Origin of the sequence: Actinophytocola algeriensis, assembly GCF_014203735.1 — a bacterium.
In the GTDB taxonomy this organism is placed as follows: domain Bacteria; phylum Actinomycetota; class Actinomycetes; order Mycobacteriales; family Pseudonocardiaceae; genus Actinophytocola; species Actinophytocola algeriensis.
Genome location: NZ_JACHJQ010000001.1, coordinates 435,092 through 454,094, shown reverse-complemented (window position 1 = coordinate 454,094; position 19,003 = coordinate 435,092). Strand labels below are relative to the sequence as shown.

At 70.3% G+C, this 19,003-nt stretch carries 18 protein-coding genes; 7 read left to right on the top strand and 11 right to left on the bottom strand.

Annotation, left to right across the window (positions count from 1 at the left end; all coding sequences use genetic code 11):
* Positions 1-108 precede the first annotated feature (108 nt).
* Together FHR82_RS02090 and FHR82_RS02085 are read right to left on the bottom strand one after the other, a co-directional pair.
* A complete protein-coding gene (locus FHR82_RS02090; protein WP_184808494.1) occupies positions 109-990 on the bottom strand; it encodes a bile acid:sodium symporter family protein in 882 nt (293 codons plus the stop codon).
* A gap of 58 nt (positions 991-1,048) precedes the next feature.
* Positions 1,049-1,840, bottom strand: coding sequence for a TetR/AcrR family transcriptional regulator (locus FHR82_RS02085; RefSeq protein WP_184808493.1), 792 nt, complete (start codon positions 1,838-1,840; stop codon positions 1,049-1,051).
* 83 nt (positions 1,841-1,923) lie between these two features.
* On the opposite strand from FHR82_RS02085, the gene FHR82_RS02080 reads away from it, so the two are divergent.
* The 5 genes from FHR82_RS02080 (at position 1,924) to FHR82_RS02060 (ending at position 7,455) form a co-directional block, all read left to right on the top strand.
* Positions 1,924-2,877, top strand: coding sequence for an ATP-binding cassette domain-containing protein (locus FHR82_RS02080; RefSeq protein ID WP_184808492.1), 954 nt, complete (start codon positions 1,924-1,926; stop codon positions 2,875-2,877).
* Positions 2,874-3,659 (top strand): ABC transporter permease, encoded by a 786-nt coding sequence (locus FHR82_RS02075; protein ID WP_184808491.1) that lies wholly within the window; start codon positions 2,874-2,876, stop codon positions 3,657-3,659. The genes FHR82_RS02080 and FHR82_RS02075 overlap by 4 nt, the downstream gene beginning before the upstream one ends.
* Before the next feature lie 7 nt (positions 3,660-3,666).
* Positions 3,667-6,033, top strand: a complete 2,367-nt coding sequence (locus FHR82_RS02070; RefSeq protein ID WP_184808490.1) for a DEAD/DEAH box helicase — start codon at positions 3,667-3,669, stop codon at positions 6,031-6,033.
* Between the two features lie 70 nt (positions 6,034-6,103).
* The gene (locus tag FHR82_RS02065) at positions 6,104-6,880 is read left to right on the top strand and encodes an SWIM zinc finger family protein (RefSeq protein ID WP_184808489.1); all 777 of its coding nucleotides are present in this window, start codon (positions 6,104-6,106) and stop codon (positions 6,878-6,880) included.
* 359 nt (positions 6,881-7,239) lie between these two features.
* Positions 7,240-7,455, top strand: coding sequence for a hypothetical protein (locus tag FHR82_RS02060; RefSeq protein WP_184808488.1), 216 nt, complete (start codon positions 7,240-7,242; stop codon positions 7,453-7,455).
* On the opposite strand, the gene FHR82_RS02055 is transcribed toward FHR82_RS02060, so the two are convergent.
* The 5 genes from FHR82_RS02055 to FHR82_RS02035 all read right to left on the bottom strand — a co-directional run bounded on the left by FHR82_RS02055 (position 7,436) and on the right by FHR82_RS02035 (position 13,220).
* The gene (locus tag FHR82_RS02055; protein WP_184808487.1) at positions 7,436-8,470 is read right to left on the bottom strand and encodes an MBL fold metallo-hydrolase; all 1,035 of its coding nucleotides are present in this window, start codon (positions 8,468-8,470) and stop codon (positions 7,436-7,438) included. The two genes, FHR82_RS02060 and FHR82_RS02055, sit on opposite strands and share 20 nt — an antisense overlap.
* Before the next feature lie 513 nt (positions 8,471-8,983).
* The gene (fdhA, locus tag FHR82_RS02050) at positions 8,984-10,198 is read right to left on the bottom strand and encodes a formaldehyde dehydrogenase, glutathione-independent (RefSeq protein WP_184808486.1); all 1,215 of its coding nucleotides are present in this window, start codon (positions 10,196-10,198) and stop codon (positions 8,984-8,986) included.
* A 104-nt stretch (positions 10,199-10,302) separates the two neighbouring features.
* Positions 10,303-10,911 carry a response regulator gene (locus FHR82_RS02045; protein ID WP_184808485.1) on the bottom strand — a complete coding sequence of 203 codons (609 nt, stop codon included), beginning with the start codon at positions 10,909-10,911 and terminating at the stop codon, positions 10,303-10,305.
* Positions 10,904-12,073: a sensor histidine kinase gene (locus tag FHR82_RS02040; RefSeq protein WP_184808484.1), complete on the bottom strand. Its 1,170-nt coding sequence runs from the start codon at positions 12,071-12,073 to the stop codon at positions 10,904-10,906. The genes FHR82_RS02045 and FHR82_RS02040 overlap by 8 nt, the downstream gene beginning before the upstream one ends.
* A complete protein-coding gene (locus FHR82_RS02035; protein ID WP_184808483.1) occupies positions 12,060-13,220 on the bottom strand; it encodes an iron-containing alcohol dehydrogenase in 1,161 nt (386 codons plus the stop codon). The genes FHR82_RS02040 and FHR82_RS02035 overlap by 14 nt, the downstream gene beginning before the upstream one ends.
* Before the next feature lie 162 nt (positions 13,221-13,382).
* Between FHR82_RS02035 and FHR82_RS02030 the strand changes: the two genes are divergently transcribed.
* Positions 13,383-14,612 carry a glycoside hydrolase family 18 protein gene (locus tag FHR82_RS02030; protein ID WP_184808482.1) on the top strand — a complete coding sequence of 410 codons (1,230 nt, stop codon included), beginning with the start codon at positions 13,383-13,385 and terminating at the stop codon, positions 14,610-14,612.
* Positions 14,613-14,713: 101 nt separating this feature from the next.
* Here FHR82_RS02030 and FHR82_RS02025 read toward each other — a convergent pair whose 3' ends face one another.
* Genes FHR82_RS02025 through FHR82_RS02010 form a run of 4 tightly spaced genes read right to left on the bottom strand, consistent with a single transcriptional unit; the run spans position 14,714 to position 17,850 of the window.
* Positions 14,714-14,899 (bottom strand): hypothetical protein, encoded by a 186-nt coding sequence (locus tag FHR82_RS02025; protein ID WP_184808481.1) that lies wholly within the window; start codon positions 14,897-14,899, stop codon positions 14,714-14,716.
* Between the two features lie 59 nt (positions 14,900-14,958).
* Positions 14,959-15,777 carry an ABC transporter ATP-binding protein gene (locus FHR82_RS02020; protein ID WP_311770826.1) on the bottom strand — a complete coding sequence of 273 codons (819 nt, stop codon included), beginning with the start codon at positions 15,775-15,777 and terminating at the stop codon, positions 14,959-14,961.
* Position 15,778: 1 nt separating this feature from the next.
* Complete coding sequence (locus FHR82_RS02015; RefSeq protein ID WP_311770825.1) at positions 15,779-16,813, bottom strand: FecCD family ABC transporter permease; 1,035 nt, start codon at positions 16,811-16,813, stop codon at positions 15,779-15,781.
* Complete coding sequence (locus tag FHR82_RS02010; RefSeq protein ID WP_184808479.1) at positions 16,810-17,850, bottom strand: FecCD family ABC transporter permease; 1,041 nt, start codon at positions 17,848-17,850, stop codon at positions 16,810-16,812. Before FHR82_RS02010 ends, FHR82_RS02015 begins: the two co-directional genes overlap by 4 nt.
* A 118-nt stretch (positions 17,851-17,968) precedes the next feature.
* Here FHR82_RS02010 and FHR82_RS02005 point away from each other — a divergent pair, with 118 nt between their 5' ends.
* Positions 17,969-18,991, top strand: a complete 1,023-nt coding sequence (locus FHR82_RS02005) for an iron-siderophore ABC transporter substrate-binding protein (RefSeq protein WP_184808478.1) — start codon at positions 17,969-17,971, stop codon at positions 18,989-18,991.
* The last annotated feature ends 12 nt before the right edge of the window (positions 18,992-19,003 follow it).

The following is a 19,003-nucleotide window of genomic DNA, read 5'->3' as shown; positions in this document are numbered from 1 at the left end:
TCCGGCGACAGTGACTGAGCAAGGCCTGAAGAGTGTCAGTCTTACTTGTTACTCGCCAGTATTTCCGATCGGGCCGCGAGTCGCACAACAGGGTGTGACCTTTGCCGCCTACTGGATCGGTGCGGGTTCCCGGTCACGTGCGAAGAGGTACGCGAGAACACCGGCCGGGATGAACATGAGGATGCCGTAGACGGCCGCCGGAACCGCCATCTCCGCGCTGTTCAGCAGCGACGGCGACAGCGCGATCGTGATGGCGAGGGTCGAGTTGTGCACGCCGATCTCGAACGCGGACGCGATCGACTGCCGCCTCTCGATCTTCGCCGCGCGGGGCACGAGGTACCCGATCGTGAGGCTGAACACGCACAGCAGGACCGCGACGAGGCCGACGTCCCGGAGGTATCCGAGCACGTTGTCCCGCTCCTGCCACACCGCGACGACGATCACCGCGACGAGCACCAGGATCGAGGCGATCTTGACCGGTCCGCGCATACGTTCCGTGAAGTCGGGCGCCTTGCGCCGGATCAGCATCCCGATCGCGACCGGCACGAGCACGATCGCGAACACCTGCAGCATCTTGGCCGGCTGGAGGCCGATCGCGTCGTCGCCGTCCCCGAGGAAGCCGGCGAGCGAGAGGTTCACCACGATGGGCAGCGTCACGACGGCGAGCACCGAGTTGATCGCCGTGAGCGTGACGTTGAGCGCCACGTCCCCGCGCGCGAGGTGGCTGAACAGGTTCGCCGTGGTCCCGCCGGGCGAGGCGGCGAGCAGCATCATGCCCACCGCCAGGACGGGATCGAGGTCGAAGAGCAGCACCAGCCCGAGGCACACCGCGGGCAGCACGAGTATCTGGCAGCCCAGCGCCACGATCGTGGCCTTCGGGTACCGCACCACTCGGGTGAAGTCGGCGACGGTGAGCGACAGGCCCAGCCCCAACATGACGATCCCGAGCGCGACCGGCAGGAAGACCGTCGTCGCCGTCGACGAGTTCATTGACGGAGAGTCACACCAAACGGACAAAGTGACAATCAGCCGAAAGGCCGAACCACGGTCACCGGCGCGAACTGATCAGTGACTCCACGCCGTCGAGGATGCGGGCCAGGCCGAACTCGAAGCCGTGCGTCGCGTCGTAGGCGGACTGGTAGGTCTCGCCCGCCACCGCGCCGACGCGGGCCGCCACGGGGTACTTGTCCGCGTCGAAGACCTTCTCAAGCAGCGGCGCGTAGACCGACCACCACTCGTCGTCGGTCTGGCCCGTGTCCCGCGCCGACGCCGCCGCCTCCGCGGCCGCGCGGGCCGTGCCCTGGACGTACACGCCGACCATGCTGACCACCGAGTCCATCTCCAGCTCGGTCAGACCGACACCGTCGACGGCGCGGAGCTGGTGGTCGTAGCCCGCGATGCTGTTCGGGCCCAGCGGCGGCCGCGACATGGCCATGACCTGCAGCAGCCACGGGTGGCGCCGGTAGAGGTCCCATTCGGACCGCGCCACCGCCGTCAGCTTCTCCCGCCAGCCACCCTCGACCTCCGGCCGGGCCGCGGTGCCGATCGCGCGGTCGAACATCACGTCGACCAGCTCGGCCTTCGACGGCACGTAGGTGTAGAGGGACATGGTGCCGACGCCGAGCCGGTCGGCGACGCGGCGCATGGACACCGCCGCCAGGCCCTCCGCGTCGGCGATCTCGATGCCCGCCTGCACGATCCGCTCCACCGTGAGGCCCTGTTTCGGGCCGCGTGACCTGGGCCCGGGGCTGGTCCCCCACAGCAGCTCCATGCTGCGCACCGGGTCGCCGCGGCCGCCGTAGTGCCTGGTCTCAGCAGCGCTCTCATCTTTTTTTGCCATCGCCGTAACATCCTAGAATCTTCGTACGATGTACGGTAGCGTTCGACCAAATTCCGTACAACGTACGACAAGGGAGCTGACAGGTGAGCCCGACCATCGTCGCCGAGGGACTGCGCAAGCGGTTCGGCGACAAGACCGCGCTCGACGGGGTCGACCTGACCGTCGCGGCGGGCACCGTGCACGGGGTGCTCGGCCCGAACGGCGCAGGCAAGACCACCGCCGTCCGCATCCTCACCACGCTGCTGAAACTCGACGGGGGCCGCGCCGAGGTGGCCGGTTTCGACGTCATGGCCCGGCCCGACCAGGTGCGTGCGCACATCGGGCTGGTCGGCCAGAACGCCGCGGTCGACGAGGTCCTGTCCGCGCGGCAGAACCTCGAGCTGTTCGGCCGGCTCTACCACCTGAACACCCGCGACGCCCGGGCCCGCGCGACCGAACTGCTCGACCGGTTCGACCTCGCGGACACCGGCACCAAGGCGGTGAAGCAGTTCTCCGGCGGCATGCGGCGGCGCCTCGACCTCGCCGCGAGCCTGATCCTGCGGCCCCGCGTCCTGTTCCTCGACGAGCCGACCACCGGTCTGGACCCGCGTGGCCGCAACGAGGTGTGGGAGGCGGTCCGCGCACTGGTCCGCGAGGGCACGACGGTGCTGCTGACCACGCAGTACCTCGACGAGGCCGACCAGCTCGCGAGCGAGATCTCGGTCGTCGACCACGGCCGCGTGATCGCCGAGGGCAGCCCGGCCGCGCTCAAGGCACGGCTGGGCGGCGACCGGCTCGACGTGGTCCTCCACGACGTGGCGGCGCTGCCGGAGGCCGCCAGGGTCGTCGAGAGGGTCGCGGGCGCGGCACCCGAGACCGACCTCGACAACCGCATGGTCAGCGCACCAGTGACCGACCCGCTCGCCGCCCTCGGCGACGCGGTGCGGGCACTGCGGGAGGCGGGCCTCGCCGTCGAGGACGTGGCACTGCGCAGGCCGACGCTGGACGAGGTGTTCCTGCACCTGACCGGTGACGAGAAGAAGGAGGTGGCCGCATGAGGTACGCCCTCGCCGACGGGTGGACGATCACCCGCCGCGACATCCTGCACTGGACCCGCGACCCGGGCCCGGTGATCATCGGGCTGCTGTTCCCGGTGCTGATGGTCCTGATGTTCGGCTACCTGTTCGGCGGCGCGATGACCGTGCCGGGCGGCGGCGACGGGTACCGCGAGTTCATCGTGCCGGGCATGTTCGCCATGACCATGGCGTTCGGCCTGGAAGCCACCATGATCGCGGTCAGCACGGACGCGCAGAAGGGCGTGACCGACCGGTTCCGCTCGATGCCGATCGCGCCGTCCGCGGTGGTCTCCGGCCGGGCGGGCGCGGACATGCTCAACTCGGCGCTCAGCCTCGCCGTGATCATGGCCGCCGGGCTGCTGATCGGCTGGCAGGCGCACACCGGCCCCGCCGAGGTGCTGGCCGCGGTCGGGCTGCTGCTCCTGCTGCGGTTCGCGCTGCTGTGGCTGGGGATCTTCCTCGGCCTGGTGATCAAGGGGCCGGAGAACGTGGTGATGGTGCAGATCCTGGTGTGGCCGGTCACGTTCCTGTCGAACACGTTCGTGGCGCCGGGGACGATGCCGGGCTGGCTGGGAACCATCGCGGAGTGGAACCCGTTGTCCTCCACGGTCGCGGCGACGCGCGACCTGTTCGGCAACCCGTCCTGGGGCGCCGACTCGTGGGTCGCCGAGCACGCACTGCTGATGGCGATCGTGTGGCCGGTGGTCCTGATCGCGATCTTCGCCCCGTTGTCCGTCCGCCGCTTCCAGCGCCTCTCCCGATAGGAGATCGATGACCGAGGCCGAGTTGCTCGCGCTGCACCTGGTCGCCCGTGGCCGCCTCCTGCCCACGGTGACCGCAGACGGGTACGCCGCGTGGCGGGTCGGACCGCTCGACCCGTCCGATGTGGACCGGATGCGACGGCTGGGGATCACGCGCGGGCAGCTCGACCAGGTCGCCGACCGGCTGGCGCGCGAGCCCGGCGCCACCACGCCGTTCGCCGACCCGGTCCCGCACCACGTGCCGGAACTGCGGGACTGGGCGGCGGCGATCGCGGCGGAACACGACCGGTCCGCGCGGGTGTCGCTGCGGGTCGAGCTGACCGGTGACGCGCTCACCGCCGTGCTCCAGGTGCACAGCATGGCCGAGCCGGGGGTGGTCGCCGACGCGGCCGCGGTGTGGGCGGGTGAGGTGTTCGAGCACCAGGAGCGGCTCGACGCCGTGCTGGAGGTCCGGCGTGCCGCGCAGGCCTGGGCACCCCTCGCGCGGCTGCTGGAACTGGCCGTGCCGGACCAGCTGGAACTGTCCGACGACGAGGTGCGGGACCTGGCGGGCGGCGGCGAGCAGGCCCTGGCCGCCGCGGGCGTGCCCGTGCACTGGCCGAGGGAGCTGGACCGGGACGTGACGGCGTCGGCGCTGGTCGGCGGCACGGAGCTGCCGTCGTTCTTCGACGGCGTGCTGGACTTCTCGTGGCAGGTCGCGGCCGGCGGTGCGCCCCTGACCGAGGCCGAGATGGACCTGCTCGCCGAGGCGCACCGGCCGGTCGTGCGGCTGCGGGACCGGTGGACGCTGGTCGCGCCCGACATCGCCCGTTTGGCGCGGGACCGGGTGCTGAAGCCGCTCACGGCGGTCGAGGCGCTCGGCGCCGCGCTCACCGGCCGCGCGCACGTCGACGGCGAGTGGGTGCCGGTCGCGGCGAGCAGGCCCCTGGAGTTGTTGCGGGACAAGCTGTCCAGCACGGAAACCGTGGACCAGCCCGCGGCGCTGACCGCGACACTGCGCGACTACCAGCTGCGCGGCCTGCGGTGGCTCGCGCGGATGACCGAGCTGCGGCTGGGCGGCTGCCTCGCCGACGACATGGGCCTCGGCAAGACGATCACGTTGATCGCGCTGCACCTGCACCGCGCGGCGGGGCCGACGCTCGTGGTGTGCCCGGCGTCGCTGCTCGGCAACTGGGAGCGGGAGATCCGCCGGTTCGCACCCGGTGTGCCCGTGCACCGCTACCACGGTGGCGGTCGCGCCATTGTGGACACCGAAGGGTTCGTGCTCACCACGTACGGCACGATGCGGCTCGACGCCGACGAACTGTCCACCGTGGACTGGGACCTCGTCGTGGCTGACGAGGCGCAGCACGTGAAGAACCCGAGGTCGGACACCGCGCGGGCCCTGCGGCGCATCTCCGCGACCGCACGGGTCGCGCTCACCGGCACGCCGGTCGAGAACAACCTGTCCGAGCTGTGGGCGATCCTCGACTGGACGACCCCCGGCCTGCTGGGTTCGCTGGGCGAGTTCCGGGCGCGGTGGGCGCAGCCGGTCGAGTCCGGCGACCAGGTCGTGGCCGCGCACCTCACCCGGTTGATCACGCCGTTCCTGTTGCGGCGCCGCAAGTCCGACCCCGGCATCGCCCCCGAGCTGCCACCGAAGACCGAGACCGACCGGCCGGTCGGCCTGACCCGCGAGCAGGCCGGGCTGTACGAGGCGGTGGTGCGCGAGACGATGGCGCGGATCCGGGAAACCACCGGCATGCAACGGAAAGGGCTCGTGCTCAAGCTGCTCACCGCGCTCAAGCAGGTGTGCAACCACCCGGCCCAGTACCTCGGCGAGAAGGACGGTGTGCTGCCGGGCCGGTCCGGGAAGCTGGAGCTGCTGGACGAGCTGGTCGACACGATCCGCGCGGAGGGCGGCGGACTGCTGGTGTTCACGCAGTACGTCACGATGGCGCGGCTGCTGGAGCGGCACCTCGGCGAGCGGGGTGTGCCCACACAGCTCCTGCACGGCGGCACCCCGGTGCGGCAGCGGGACGAGCTCGTCAGGGCGTTCCAGGAGAGCGCGGAGCCGCCGGTGTTCCTGTTGTCGCTCAAGGCGGCGGGCACCGGGTTGAACCTGACACGTGCCGATCACGTCGTGCACTACGACCGCTGGTGGAACCCGGCGGTCGAGGCGCAGGCCACCGACCGGGCGTACCGGATCGGTCAGGACCGGCCGGTGCAGGTGCACCGGCTCATCGCGGAGGGGACCCTGGAGGACCGCATCGCCACCATGCTGGCGGCCAAGAAGGAGCTCGCGGACGCCGTGCTGGGCAAGCAGGACGACGCGGAGCTGACCGAGCTGTCGGACGCACAGCTGGCAGAGCTGGTGGAACTGAGGGAGGCCCTGTGAGTGCGATCGCGAGCGGAGCGACGGAGCGGGCACCGTCTGGACTGACGAGCACGAGAGGAGGGAAGACGACGTGGTAGCAGAGGAACGCAGCGAGCCGATCGGCACCGGATTCCCCGCTTTTCCTGTCACGAAAAGGAAGCCGGGGCGCTTCGCGCGCACGTGGTGGGGCAACGCGTGGCTGCAGGCGATGGAGGACACGTCGCTGGACCTCGCACAGCTCAAACGCGGCCGCAAGTTCGCCTACGCGGGCCTCGTCGGGCCGATCACGGTCAGCGCGGGCCGCATCGCGGCGCAGGTGACGAGCGACGACGGCGCGGTGCACCACACGGTCGTGCTCGTCGACCGGCTGTCCGACGCGCAGTGGCGGCGGTTCCTCGACGAGGTCGCCGCGAAGGCAGGCCACATCGCCGCGCTGCTCGACCGGGACATGCCGAATGACCTGGTGGAAGCCGCCGCGGATGCGGATGTCACGTTGCTGCCGGGAATCGGCGATCTGCAACCGGAATGCGACTGCGAGGGCTGGGAACTGCCGTGCACGCACGCCGCAGCACTGTGTTTCCAGGCGGCGTGGCTGCTCGACGCGGACCCGTTCGTACTGTTGTTGCTGCGTGGCCTCGGTCAGGACGACCTCACCGAGGAGCTGCGCCGCAGGGCCGCGGCACGCGTTCGGCCGGCTCCCGCGCAGGCACCCGAGCCGAAACCGCTTCCCGCGCTGCCGCCGGTGTCCGGACCACCGAGAAAACTGCTGGTCCCGCCCGCGCCGGGCATTGATCCCGACGAGCTGGCAGGCATCGCGGCCCGCGCCGCGGCACGGGCGAGAAAACTCCTCGCCGAACACCCAGGGTAACGTTACGAACATGTTCGCGTCCGTGATCCCGGGGTGAACACGCCCACCCCGGGTGATCGACCGAATCCGGAACGTGCTTCACGCTAATATACGTGAAAGCTGGGAATAATCTGAGAGGTTAAAACCCTAAAGCCTGGTTCACCTGGCGATAAGCGATCTTTTTAGTGCACGTGTTACCGGCGGTCAGACCAGCGCGGGGGTGGTGTGAAGCCCGCCGCGAGTGTCAGGATGCGACCGCCGGGAGGTTTCCCCGGACGATCGTGCCGATCGGACCCCCGATTACCGAGCGATACGATCAGCGATGGCGCTGCCGCAGATGGCCCCGACGCCACCGCGGCAGACAGGCAGAAAGGCTCCGCATGACCTGGGCACGACACGCCAGCCCGACCCTTGAGCAAGGCCGCTTCGCCGAAGCGCGGGCGAGCGAGAAAGTTCACTACGCCATTCAGAACCGCAAGGCGGCGATGACCGTCGCCTGCCACGCGTCGGACTCGCAGGACTGCGCGAACCTGCTCGCGATGCTGGGACTCGACACAGTCGACGAGAACGGGGCCATCAAGACCCCTGTCGAGTGACCGAGTACTCGACCACTCCGTCCACTGTGGACGACTGCAGGTCACCCCGCACGACCAGCACGTCGAGATGAGCCGCGGTTTCCCCCGCCGCGAGTGTCTTGTTGAACAGGTCGAGGTCGTCGTACCGGCGGTGCCGACGGGTCCACCCCAGCCGCCGCGCCGCTTCGAACGCGGTGCCTGCCCCGTCGCGCACCGCCGCGAGCGATTCGGCGAGCCGTTCCTCGTGATGTGCCAGTAGTTCATCGACACGCGCGTGCACGCTCGCGGTGACGGGCCCGTGCGCGGGCAGCAGGCGCAGGTCCGGGTAGGACCGCACCAGGCGGAGGCTGTCGAGGTAGTCCCCGAGCGGCAGCTTCGCGGGCGCGGGCTGAAACCCGATCGACGGCGTGATGTGCGGCAACACGTGGTCGCCCGCGAAGAGGACCCCGGCCTGCTCGTCGACGAAGACGACGTGCCCCTGCGTGTGCCCCGGCGTCGGCAGCGCGACGAGCGTCCGGTCCCCGAGTTCGATCTTGGTGGTGCCGTCGAGCCACTCGTCTGGCTCCTCGTACCGGGCGGGCGCCTCCCGCTCGTCCCGGTCGACGAACTGCTCCCGCCACTCCTGCATGAGCGGCGACGCCCCCCACCGGATCATCTCGCTGACCTGGCCGTCGAGCCGCCGAGCCATGATCCGCTCCAGGGAGGGCTGCTCGCCGATCCCGAGCGCGATCTTGCTGCCGTAGATCTTCCGCAGCGAGACCCCGAGTGTGTAGTGATCACGGTGCACGTGCGTGACGAGGAACCGCTGGATGTCACCGAAGTCGTAGCCCAGCGTGCCGAGCGCGGTCTCGAGCTGCCGCTCCGCGACCTCGAGCGCCCACCCGGAGTCGACGAGGACGAGGCCGTCACCGGACTCGATGGCGTAGATGTTCACCGCACGCAGCCCGTCAGTGGGCAACGGCAACGGGATGCGGTGCACACCGGGGGCCACCTCGTACGCCCCCGGCTCAACCCACGCGTGCCGGTCCTCGGCCATTCGGCCACCTCCTCGTCAGCACACCGAACTTAGCAAATCCCGGTTCACTTCCGAGCCGGTGACGTGCGCAAGACCACGTCGTCAACTGGCGGTTCACGCACTGTCTCAGTGGGTGGATGGCGGGGGCGCGAGGTGCGGCGTAGCCGCATGGGTTGCGCGGCGGCAGCCGCGGCTAGTGCTGGGTCCACCAACGTTTGCCGGGTCCTGCGGCGGGTCCGGCCAAGCCGGCGGTGATGCCCGTGCCGGGGTGGGCTGGTTTGCCGTGAAAGCGCCTTTCACGGCACAACGGGACGTCGTCAGGGTGCGCAGGCCGGGCCACAGCGCCCCCGAGGCTGCCTGCCATCTCGGAGACCTGCCCCTCCGGCGAGGACAAACCACACCATGCAGAACGTCCGGCGAGCACAAACCCGACGAAGCAGGACCTCCGGCGAGGACAACACCCACAAACCGGAACAACCATCCACAGACCTGCGGGCGCCTCCCCAGAAGAGAAGCGCCCGCAGGGGACCGGCACTAAGCCGGCACCATCCCGTGTGGATCAAGGACGTACTTGCGAGCCGCCCCGTGATCGAATTGCTGGTACCCCTCCGGGGCCTGGTCCAGCGAGATCTTCGTGGCGTTCACGGCAGAAGCGATCCGCGCCCGTCCCGACAGGATCATGTTCATCAGCACCCGGTTGTACTGCTTCACCGGGCACTGCCCCGTGGTGAACCGGTGCGACTTGGCCCACCCGAGCCCGATCCGCACCCCCAGCTGCCCGACCTTCGCGTGCTCGTCGATCCCCCCGGGGTCCCCGGTCACGTACAACCCCGGAATTCCCAGCGAAGCACCGGCCCGGGCGATCGTCATCACGTCGTTGAGCACGGTCGCGGGCTGCTCGGCCGCCCCGGCCCCGTGCCCACGGGCCTCGAACCCCACAGCGTCGACAGCGGCGTCCACCTCGGGTTCGCCGAGAACATCGTCGATCTTCTCCGACAACGTCCCGTCGGCGGAGAGATCGACCGTCTCGCAACCGAAACTGCGCGCCTGCGCCAGCCTCTCCTGCACCATGTCCCCGACGATCACCACGGACGCACCGAGCAGCTGGGCGGCGTGCGCGGCCGCCAGCCCGACCGGTCCCGCACCGGCCACGTACACAGTGGAACCCGTCGTCACGCCGGCCGTGTACGCCCCGTGGTACCCGGTCGGGAAGATGTCCGACAGCATCGTCAGGTCGAGGATCTTCTCCAGCGCCTGGTCGCGGTCGGGGAACTTGAGCAGGTTGAAGTCCGCGAACGGGACCATCACGTAGTCGGCCTGCCCGCCGATCCAGCCGCCCATGTCGACGTACCCGTAGGCGGCGCCGGGCCGCGCCGGGTTCACGTTCAGGCACACGCCTGTCTTGCCCTCGTTGCACATCCGGCACCGCCCGCACGCGATGTTGAACGGCACCGAGCAGATGTCACCGATCTTGTGGAACAGCACGTCGTCACCGGCCTCGACGACCTCGCCCGTGATCTCGTGCCCGAGCGTCTGGCCGATCGGCGCGGTGGTGCGGCCGCGGACCATGTGCTGGTCGCTGCCGCAGATGTTGGACGTGACGACCTTCAGGATGACCGCGTGCGGCGCGCCCTTCGCCAGCCCCAGCCCGTTGACCACCTCGTCCGGCAGCTCGAGCCTGGGGTACTCGACCCCCTCGACGCCGACCTTCCCCGGTCCCTGGTAGACGACAACCCGATTGTCCGGCATTCCGCTCACCCTTTCCCAGTCCGTACAAGGAAAACTACGAGCCGGACGGAGCAGGCGTAACTGACCGGGCGGACAGGACCGCACCTACCCGAACGGGCAGGGTGCTACAGGATCCCGAGCTTCGTCGCGGCGTAGACGACCTCCGCGCGGTGGTGGACGGCGAGCTTGCGCATGATGCCGCGGACGTGGAACTTGACCGTGCTGTCGCTGATCAACGCCGCCTTGCCGATCTCCCGGTTGGTCAGCCCGCGGGCGAGCAGGCGCATGATCTCCAGTTCACGACGAGTGAGCCTCGGACTGTCCGGTTCGGACGCGACGTGGACCATCAGTGACCCCGTGCGGACACCACGGATGATCTTCAACAGGTCCACCACGTCGACGTCCTTGAGCACGTAGCCCTTCGCGCCGCGGCGAAGTGCCTCCATCACGAGCGTCCGGTCGTGGAACGTCGTCAGCACCACGACGCTCGCCGCCGGGTGTCGCGCGACGAGGTCGCCGCACAGGGTGAGGCCGGTGACCGGGCCGTCCCGGTCGAGTTTCAGGTCCAGCAGCACGACATCCGGCTGCGTGGCCGCGACCGTCGACAGCGCCTCCGCCGGGCTCGCCGCGTGGCCGACCACCGTGATGTCCGGCTCCAGTTCGAGGATGGAGCGCAGGCCCTCGCGGACGATCGTGTGGTCGTCCACGATCACCACGCGGGTGCGCTCAGCCATCGGTCGGTGCCGTCACGCGGATCCGCACCCCGCCGCCGCGGCGCGCGAGTGCCCGCACCGAGCCGTGCAGCTCGCGGGTGCGTTCGCGGATGTTGCCCAGCCCGGCCGGCGCCGCCGATCGACTCAGCAGGTCCGCGATCGCCGCCGGGTCGCCGGTGCCGTCGTCGGACACGGTCAGCGCGACCGTGCCCGCGCCGTACGCCAGGTCGACCCAGACGCTCCCGCCCGACGCGTGCCGCACCACGTTGAACATCGCCTCCTGCGCGATGTGGAACAACGCGTGCTGCGTCGCGAGCGGCAGCACCACCGGCTCGCCCCGGACGCGGACCCGCACGCGCAGCGGCGTGATCGCGCGGAACTCGCGCGCCAGCTCCACCAGCACGCCCCGCATCCCGCCACCGTGACCGTCCAGTTCGGACAGTTCGAAGATCGCGGCGCGCAGCTGGGTGAGCGCCGCGCGGGTCAGCTCCTTGGTCACCACCACCCGCCTGCCGACCACGGGCGACGGCTCGTTGCGGCCGCACCACTCCAGGTTCATGCCGATGCTGATCAGGTGCTGCGCCACGCTGTCGTGCAGCTCACGGGCGATGCGGTGCCGCTCCTGGCTGATCAGCTGCCGCTGTCCCGCCTCACCGAGCCTGCGGTGCGCGACCTCCAGCTGCCGGTTGCGTTCCGCGAGCTCACGGGCCTGCTCACGCGCCTCCTGGTACAGCACGGCGTTCTGCAGTGCCACCGCCAGCTGGTTGGCGACGATCTGGAGGATCGCGAGGTCGCTCTCGTCGAGGTCGCTGTCGTCAGGGGTGTCAGAGGCGTCAGACGCGTCAGGGGCGTCAGGGGCGTCAGGGGCGCCACTGTCACCGGGCCGCGCCACCAGCAGGGCGCCGACCGGAGCACCGTCGACCAGCACCGGAACGCCGTCCTGGCAGGCGCCGAGCTTCAGCGACACGACACCCTCACCGAAGTGCCTGGTCAGCGCGTCGACCACGGCCGCGCACAACGCGTCGGGGCCGCTCGTGGTCGTGCACAGCGCGGCCGAGATCGCACGCAGCGCCTCGACCGCGCGGTCCAGGCCGTGGCTCGTGCGGCGCCACTCCGCGTAGAACGTCGGTTTCGACGACCGCGCGCCGGTGAGCCGCTCCAGCCACTCCTCAGAGCGCGGCAAGGCAGATCTGTTCGACATCCTCCTTGCTCACCACCCTCGGGTTGGTCGTGATGTACGCGTCGTGCAGCGCGTTCTCCGCGAACCGCGGCAGGTGCTCGCGCCGGACGCCCACCCGGGCGAGTCCGGGTGGGATGCCGACCTTCTCCCGCAGCCGCTGCACGGTCGCGATCGCCGCCTCCGCCGCCTCCTGCGGGGTGAGCCGCTGCGTCTCGACGCCCATCGCGGCGGCCACGCCGGTGTACCGCTCCGGGTGCGTCGCCGCGTTGAACCGCATCACGTGCGGCAGCAGGATCGCGTTCAGCAGCCCGTGCGGCACCTCCAGGTAGCCGCCGATCTGGTGGGCGATCGCGTGCGTGGCGCCGAGCAGCGCGTTGGTGAACGCGATCCCGGCCTGCAGGCTGGCCCGCGCGATGCCCTCGCGGGCACGCAGGTCGCCGGGGTCGTCCATGGTCGGCAGCAGGTGCTCCAGGACGCCGCGGACGGCGGCGAGGGCGTGCCCGTCGGACAGGAAGCTCGCCGCGCGCGACACGTACGCCTCGATGCCGTGGCTCAGCGCGTCCATGGCGGTGTGCGCGGACAGCTCCGGCGGCATGGTGGTGAGCAGGCTGGGGTCGGTCACCGAGATGTCCGGCACCAGCGCACGGCCCGCGATCGTGCACTTGATCCGTCGCGTGGTGTCGGTGATGACGCAGAACTGCGACACGTCCGCGCCGGACCCGCCGGTGCTCGGCACCATCACCATCGGTGGGATCGGTTTGCCCACGGTGTCGATGCCCTCGTAGTCGAGGATCCGGCCGCCGTTGCCGGACAGCACGGAGATGGCCTTGGCCGCGTCGATCGGGCTGCCGCCGCCGATGGCGACCACCACGTCGCAGCCCCGCTCCCGGTAGACCGCGAACCCGGCCTCGACCTCGTGGTCCTTGGGGTTGGGGGTGACGCCGGACCACACCTCGTACGCGAGACCGGCGTCCCGCAGGTGCGGCACGGCCTTGTCGACCCACCCGGCCGCCAGCACACCGGGATCGGTGACCAGCAGCGCGCGGGACCCGCCCGCCCCGCGGGCCGCGGCCCCGACCTCCGCGAGGCTGCCGATCCCGAAGATCGTCTCGGGGATGAGGAACTTCTCGAGCTTGCCTCGGGCCGACATGGGACCTCCAGGGCGGCGGCGTCGCGTACCCGACGACCAGCGTAGCCAGCGCCCTCACATTTGCCAGTTGGTCTGTACCACTTGACGAGACGTGGTCTAGACCACATAGTGGACAGTGGATCTCCGTTCATGCGCTGGACCCCTGCATCCACGAGGAGAACGATGTCCCGTAAACGATGGCGCGTACCCGCCTTAATGGCCCTGGTGGCCACGACCTTCGGCCTGGTGGCCGCCCCAGCACAGGGCGCCGAGCCCGGATCCACACCCGCCGTGTCGGTGGCGGCGGGAGGGATCAACCTCGGTTACTTCGTGCAGTGGGGCGTCTACCAGCGCAACTACCACGTCAAGAACATCGAGACGTCGGGTTCGGCGGACAAGCTGACCCACATCAACTACGCGTTCGGCAACGTGACGAACGGCCAGTGCGCCATCGGTGACGCGTACGCCGACTACGACAGGTTCTACGACGCGGCGTCCAGTGTGGACGGTACGGCGGACACCTGGGACGCCGGTGCGCTGCGCGGCAACTTCAACCAGCTGCGCAAGCTGAAGGCCATGCACCCCGGGCTGAAGGTGCTGTGGTCGTTCGGCGGCTGGTCCTGGTCAGGGGGCTTCGGCCAGGCCGCGCAGAACCCGGCCGCGTTCGCGGAGTCCTGCTACAACCTGGTCGAGGACCCGCGCTGGGCGGACGTCTTCGACGGCATCGACATCGACTGGGAGTATCCCAACGCCTGCGGCCTGCAGTGCGACACCAGCGGTTTCGAGTCGTTCGAGAACGTGATGGGCGCGATGCGCGCCAGGTTCGGCTCGGACAACCTGGTCACGGCCGCGATCACGGCGGACGGCTCCGACGGCGGCAAGATCGACGCGGCCGACTACGCGGGCGCCGCGCAGCACGTCGACTGGTACAACGTCATGACCTACGACTACTTCGGCGCCTTCGACGCGGACGGGCCCACGGCCCCGCACTCACCGCTGACGAGCTACGACGGCATCCCGGCGGCCGGCTTCAACTCCGACGCCGCGATCCAGAAGCTGAAGGGCAAGGGCATCCCGTCGTCGAAGCTGTTGCTGGGCATCGGGTTCTACGGCCGCGGCTGGACCGGCGTGACACAGGCCGAACCGGGCGGCGCGGCGACCGGCCCGGCGCCGGGCACGTACGAGCCGGGCATCGAGGACTACAAGGTGCTCAAGGACCGCTGCCCGGCAACGGGAACGGTCGCGGGCACGGCGTACGCCTTCTGCAACGGGCAGTGGTGGAGCTACGACACCCCGGCCACGATCGGCGGCAAGATGTCGTACGCGGCCGACCAGGGCCTCGGCGGCGCGTTCTTCTGGGAACTCTCGGGCGACACGTCGAACGGTGAGCTGATCTCCGCGATGGCAGGCTGACCGGGCGCGCCATGAAGGGCACCTTCGGGACGGTGGGGTTCCTGGAGGTGCCCTTCGAGGCGCACCGACGAAGGCGCGTAGCGGAAGGGCTCAACGGCCCATCAGGGCATGCCGCGCGGGTCCCGGGTGTCGCGGTAGCTCTCCGCCAGTGGGTTGTGGCCTGAGCGCACCACCACGGCGAGGAGAAGGCCGATCAGGCCGCCGATCGTCAACGCGAGCAGTTGCAGCACGACACCGACGATGAACGCGGCAGCGGCAAGAAGGCCGACGATCCACCGGATGGCCATGTGACCCCCAAACAACAGGCACGTCGATGCCTGGCTTTTCGCTGCGGCCCACGAAAGTGTTACCGAGAGTGCTGGGTTTCACGTTCCGTGAGCGCGTGGTGCCGCCCTGTGGGAATGACCAGCGGTGTTCCGCTGACGGGATCGGGCGTCACCTGGCAGCGCACGTCGAAGACGTCCGACACCAGCGCGGGCGTCACCACCGACGAGGGGGTCCCTTCCGCCACGATCCGGCCCGCCTTCATCGCGATCACGTGATCGGCGTACCGGCACGCCTGGTTCAGGTCGTGCAGCACCATCACGATCGTCCTGCCCTCACCGCGGTTCAGGTCCACGACCAGGTCCAGCACGTCGATCTGGTGCGCCAGGTCGAGAAAGGTCGTCGGCTCGTCCAGCAGCAGCACAGGCGTCTCCTGCGCCACCGCCATCGCGATCCACGCGCGCTGCCGCTGCCCGCCGGACAGCTCGTCCACCGGGCGGTCCGCGAGGTCGGTCATCTCGGTCGCCGCCAGCGCCGCGGCCACGGCGGCCTCGTCCGTCGCCGACCACTGGCGCCACCAGCTCTGGTGCGGTGACCGGCCGCGGGCGACCAGGTCGATCACCGTCAGGCCCTCCGGCGCCACCGGCGACTGCGGCAGGATGCCCAGCTGCTTCGCCACCTGGCGGGTCGGCATCGCGTGCACCGATTTGCCGTCCAGGTGCACGACCCCGGCCCTCGGCGTCAGCAGCCGGGCCAGCGCACGCAGGAGCGTCGACTTGCCGCACGCGTTCGCGCCGACGATCACGCTGATCCGGCCCGGCGGCACCAGCAGGTCCAGGTCCTCGACCACGACCCGGTTGTCGTAGGCCAGGCGCAAACCCGACGCCCTCAGCTCAGTCACGTCAGCCTCCGGAACCGGCTCGGTTGGCCCTGGCCAGCAGCCAGAGCAGGAACGGGGCGCCCAGCACACCGGTCACGACGCCGACCGGGATCTGCCAGTCCGGCATCAGCACCCTCGGCAGCAGGTCGCTGCCCAGCAGCACGGCCGCGCCGCAGATGCCGGACGTGACCAGCGGCGGCACCGGCGTACCCGCGACCCGCTTCGCGATCTGCGGCGCCGCGAGCGCGACGAACGCGACCGGGCCCGCGGCCGCGGTGCCGAACGCGACCAGCCCGACACCCGCGATCAGCAGCGTCAGGCGGGCCACCTGGACCGGCGTGCCGAGGCCGATGGCGACGTCGTCGCCGAGGTGCAGCTCCCGCAGCCAGCCGCTCATCGCGAGCGTGACCGGGACGAGCACGGACATGGCGATCAGCAGCGGCGTCGCCTGCGCCCACGTGCTGTCGTTGAGGTTGCCGACCATCCACCCGACGACCTGCTGCGCCTCGTACAGCTTCGCGTGCGCCAGCAGGTAGCTGGTGGCGCTCGTGCACGCCCACGACACCCCGATGCCGACGAGCACGATGCGGTAGCCGGTGGTGCCGCGCTGCCACGCGAGCACGTAGATGAGCAGCGCGGACCCGAGCGCGCCGACCAGGCCGAGCGTCTGCGTGCCGAGGCCCGCGCCGATGCCGAGCACGATGCCGCCGACCACCGCGGTGGTCGCGCCCGCGGAGACGCCGATGACGTCCGGGCTCGCGAGCGGGTTGCGGGTGATGGTCTGGAAGATCGCGCCGGACATGCCGAACGCGAGCCCGACGAACAACCCGCACAGCGCGCGCGGCATGCGCCAGTCGTAGACGACGACCCGGTCGTAGTAGTCGCCCTGCGAGAACAGCGCGGCGACGACCTTGGCCACCGACAGGTCGTAGTCGCCGATCGTCATGCCGAGGCAGAACAACAGGAACGCGGCGGCGGCGAGGACCAGCGCGGTGCCGAGCAGCCTCGGCCGCACCCGCGCGGAGACGCCGCCCACCCGGATCGCGAGCGCGGTCACAGCTCCGCCAGCCGGCGGCGGCGGACCAGCGCGATGAAGAACGGCGCGCCGATGAACGCGACCACGATCCCGACGTCGACCTCGCCCGGCCTGCCGACGACCCGGCCGATGACGTCCGCGGCGAGCACCAGGATCGGGGACAGCACCATGCTGTACGGCAGCAGCCAGCGGTGGTCGGGTCCGGTGATGGCGCGGGCGACGTGCGGCACGACGAGCCCGACGAACACGATCGGCCCGACGACGGCGACGGCCGCGCCGGTGAGCAGCGTGACGGCGACCGCGCCCTGGAGCCGGGTGAGCGCGACGCGGCGGCCGAGTGCCTTCGCGACGTCGTCGCCCAGCGCCATGCTGTTGAACGCGTTCGCCGACGCGAGTGCCATGACCGTGCCGACGGCGATGAACGGGAGCACCCGCAGGAGCACCCCGTTGTCCTGTCCCGCGAGCGAGCCGGACGCCCAGAAGCGGTACCGGTTGAGCGCTTCCGGGTCGACGAGCGAGATGCCGTTGGTGAGCGAGGTCAGCAGCGCGGTGATCGCGACACCGGCCAGCGCGAGCTTGACCGGGGTGGCGCCACCCCGGCCGGCGCTGCCGAGCAGGTAGACGACGACGCTCGCGACCGCCGCGCCGGCGAACGCGAACCAGATGTAGCCGTACAGCGAGGCGATGCCGGTGGTCGCGACGGCCACGACGATGCCGAACGCGGCGCCCGCGCTGATGCCGAGCAGCCCTGGGTCGCCGAGCGGGTTGCGGGTCAGCGCCTGCATGACCGCACCCGCGAGGCCGAGCGCGACGCCGACGACGATGCCCATCAGCGTCCGGGGGAAGCGGGTGCCCCAGATGATCGCGTCCGCGGAGCCGTCGCCCTGCCCGAACAGCGCGGCGACGACCTCGCCGGGCGGGAGGTTCCTGGTGCCGATCGCGAGCGACAGCACGCACAGCACGAGCAGTACGGCGAGGCCCGCGAAGAGGTACGTCCCGCGACGACGGGAGGGCCCACGCGCAGGAGCGCCCACGGGCGCGGCGTGGGTCTGGATCATGTGGCTCACCCTACTCGGCGGAACTTAGGGTAGGTATACCTCAGCGCAACCTCTGCATGTTAGGTTCGCCTTACCTACATCTCTTCGTGGTTTCGCCTGCCGGAGCAAAGAGGAACACATGCGCTTAGCCAAGGTCGCCGCCGGTCTACTGGTTCTCGTGCTCGCCGGCTGCGGGGTCGGCGACCCGCCCGCGGCGCAGGAGCCCTCGGGTGGTCAGGACACGGCCAGTGGCACGGCGCGGGCCGTGACCTTCCCCGTCGAGGTCGAGCACAAGTACGGCACCACCACCATCCAGGAGAAGCCCGAGAAGATCGTCACGCTCGGGCTGTCCGACCAGGACGTGGTGCTGGCGCTGGGCCAGAAGCCGATCGGCGCGATCGACTGGTTCAAGGAGCGCCCGTACGGGCTGTGGCCGTGGACGAAGGACCTCTGGGGCGACACCCCACCGGAGATCGTCGGCGAGCGCGACGACTACAACCTCGAGAAGATCCTGAACCTCAAGCCGGACCTCATCCTGGCGCAGTACTCGGGCATGTCCGAGCAGCAGTACGGGGAGCTGTCGAAGATCGCGCCGACCGTCGGCCAGCCGAAGGGCTTCGACGACTACGGCGCCCCGTGGCAGGACATGGCGAAGCTCGCCGCGCAGGCCATGGGCGAGACGGCCGAGCTGGACGAGCAGATCAAGGCCATCGACGACAGGTTCGCCGAGATCCGCGAGGAGCACCCGGACTGGGAGGGCAAGTCGGTCTCGGTCATCGACCCGTTCGAGCCCGGCAAGGTCGCGGCGTTCCAGGAGACCGACCCGAAGGCCGCGTTCCTCGAGGAGCTGGGCTTCGAGGTGCCCGAGGAGATCAACGAGGCGGCACGGGAGAGCACGAGCAACAACGCGGTCGAGCTCTCCGCCGAGCGGTTCGACATGATCGACACCGACCTGATCGTCGTGCTCTCGTTCGACCCGAACGCCGCCAAGCAGGGCCTCGAGGCCAGCCCGGTGTGGCAGGGCCTGCAGGCGGTCAAGGACGGCCGCGTGCTGTTCGTGCCGTACTCGGCACCCGCGATCGGTGCCGCGCTGTCGTTCAACACCGTGATCAGCATCCCGTACGCGATCGACCAGTTCGTCCCGCTCCTCGAGAAGTCCTGAGACGGTCGGAGA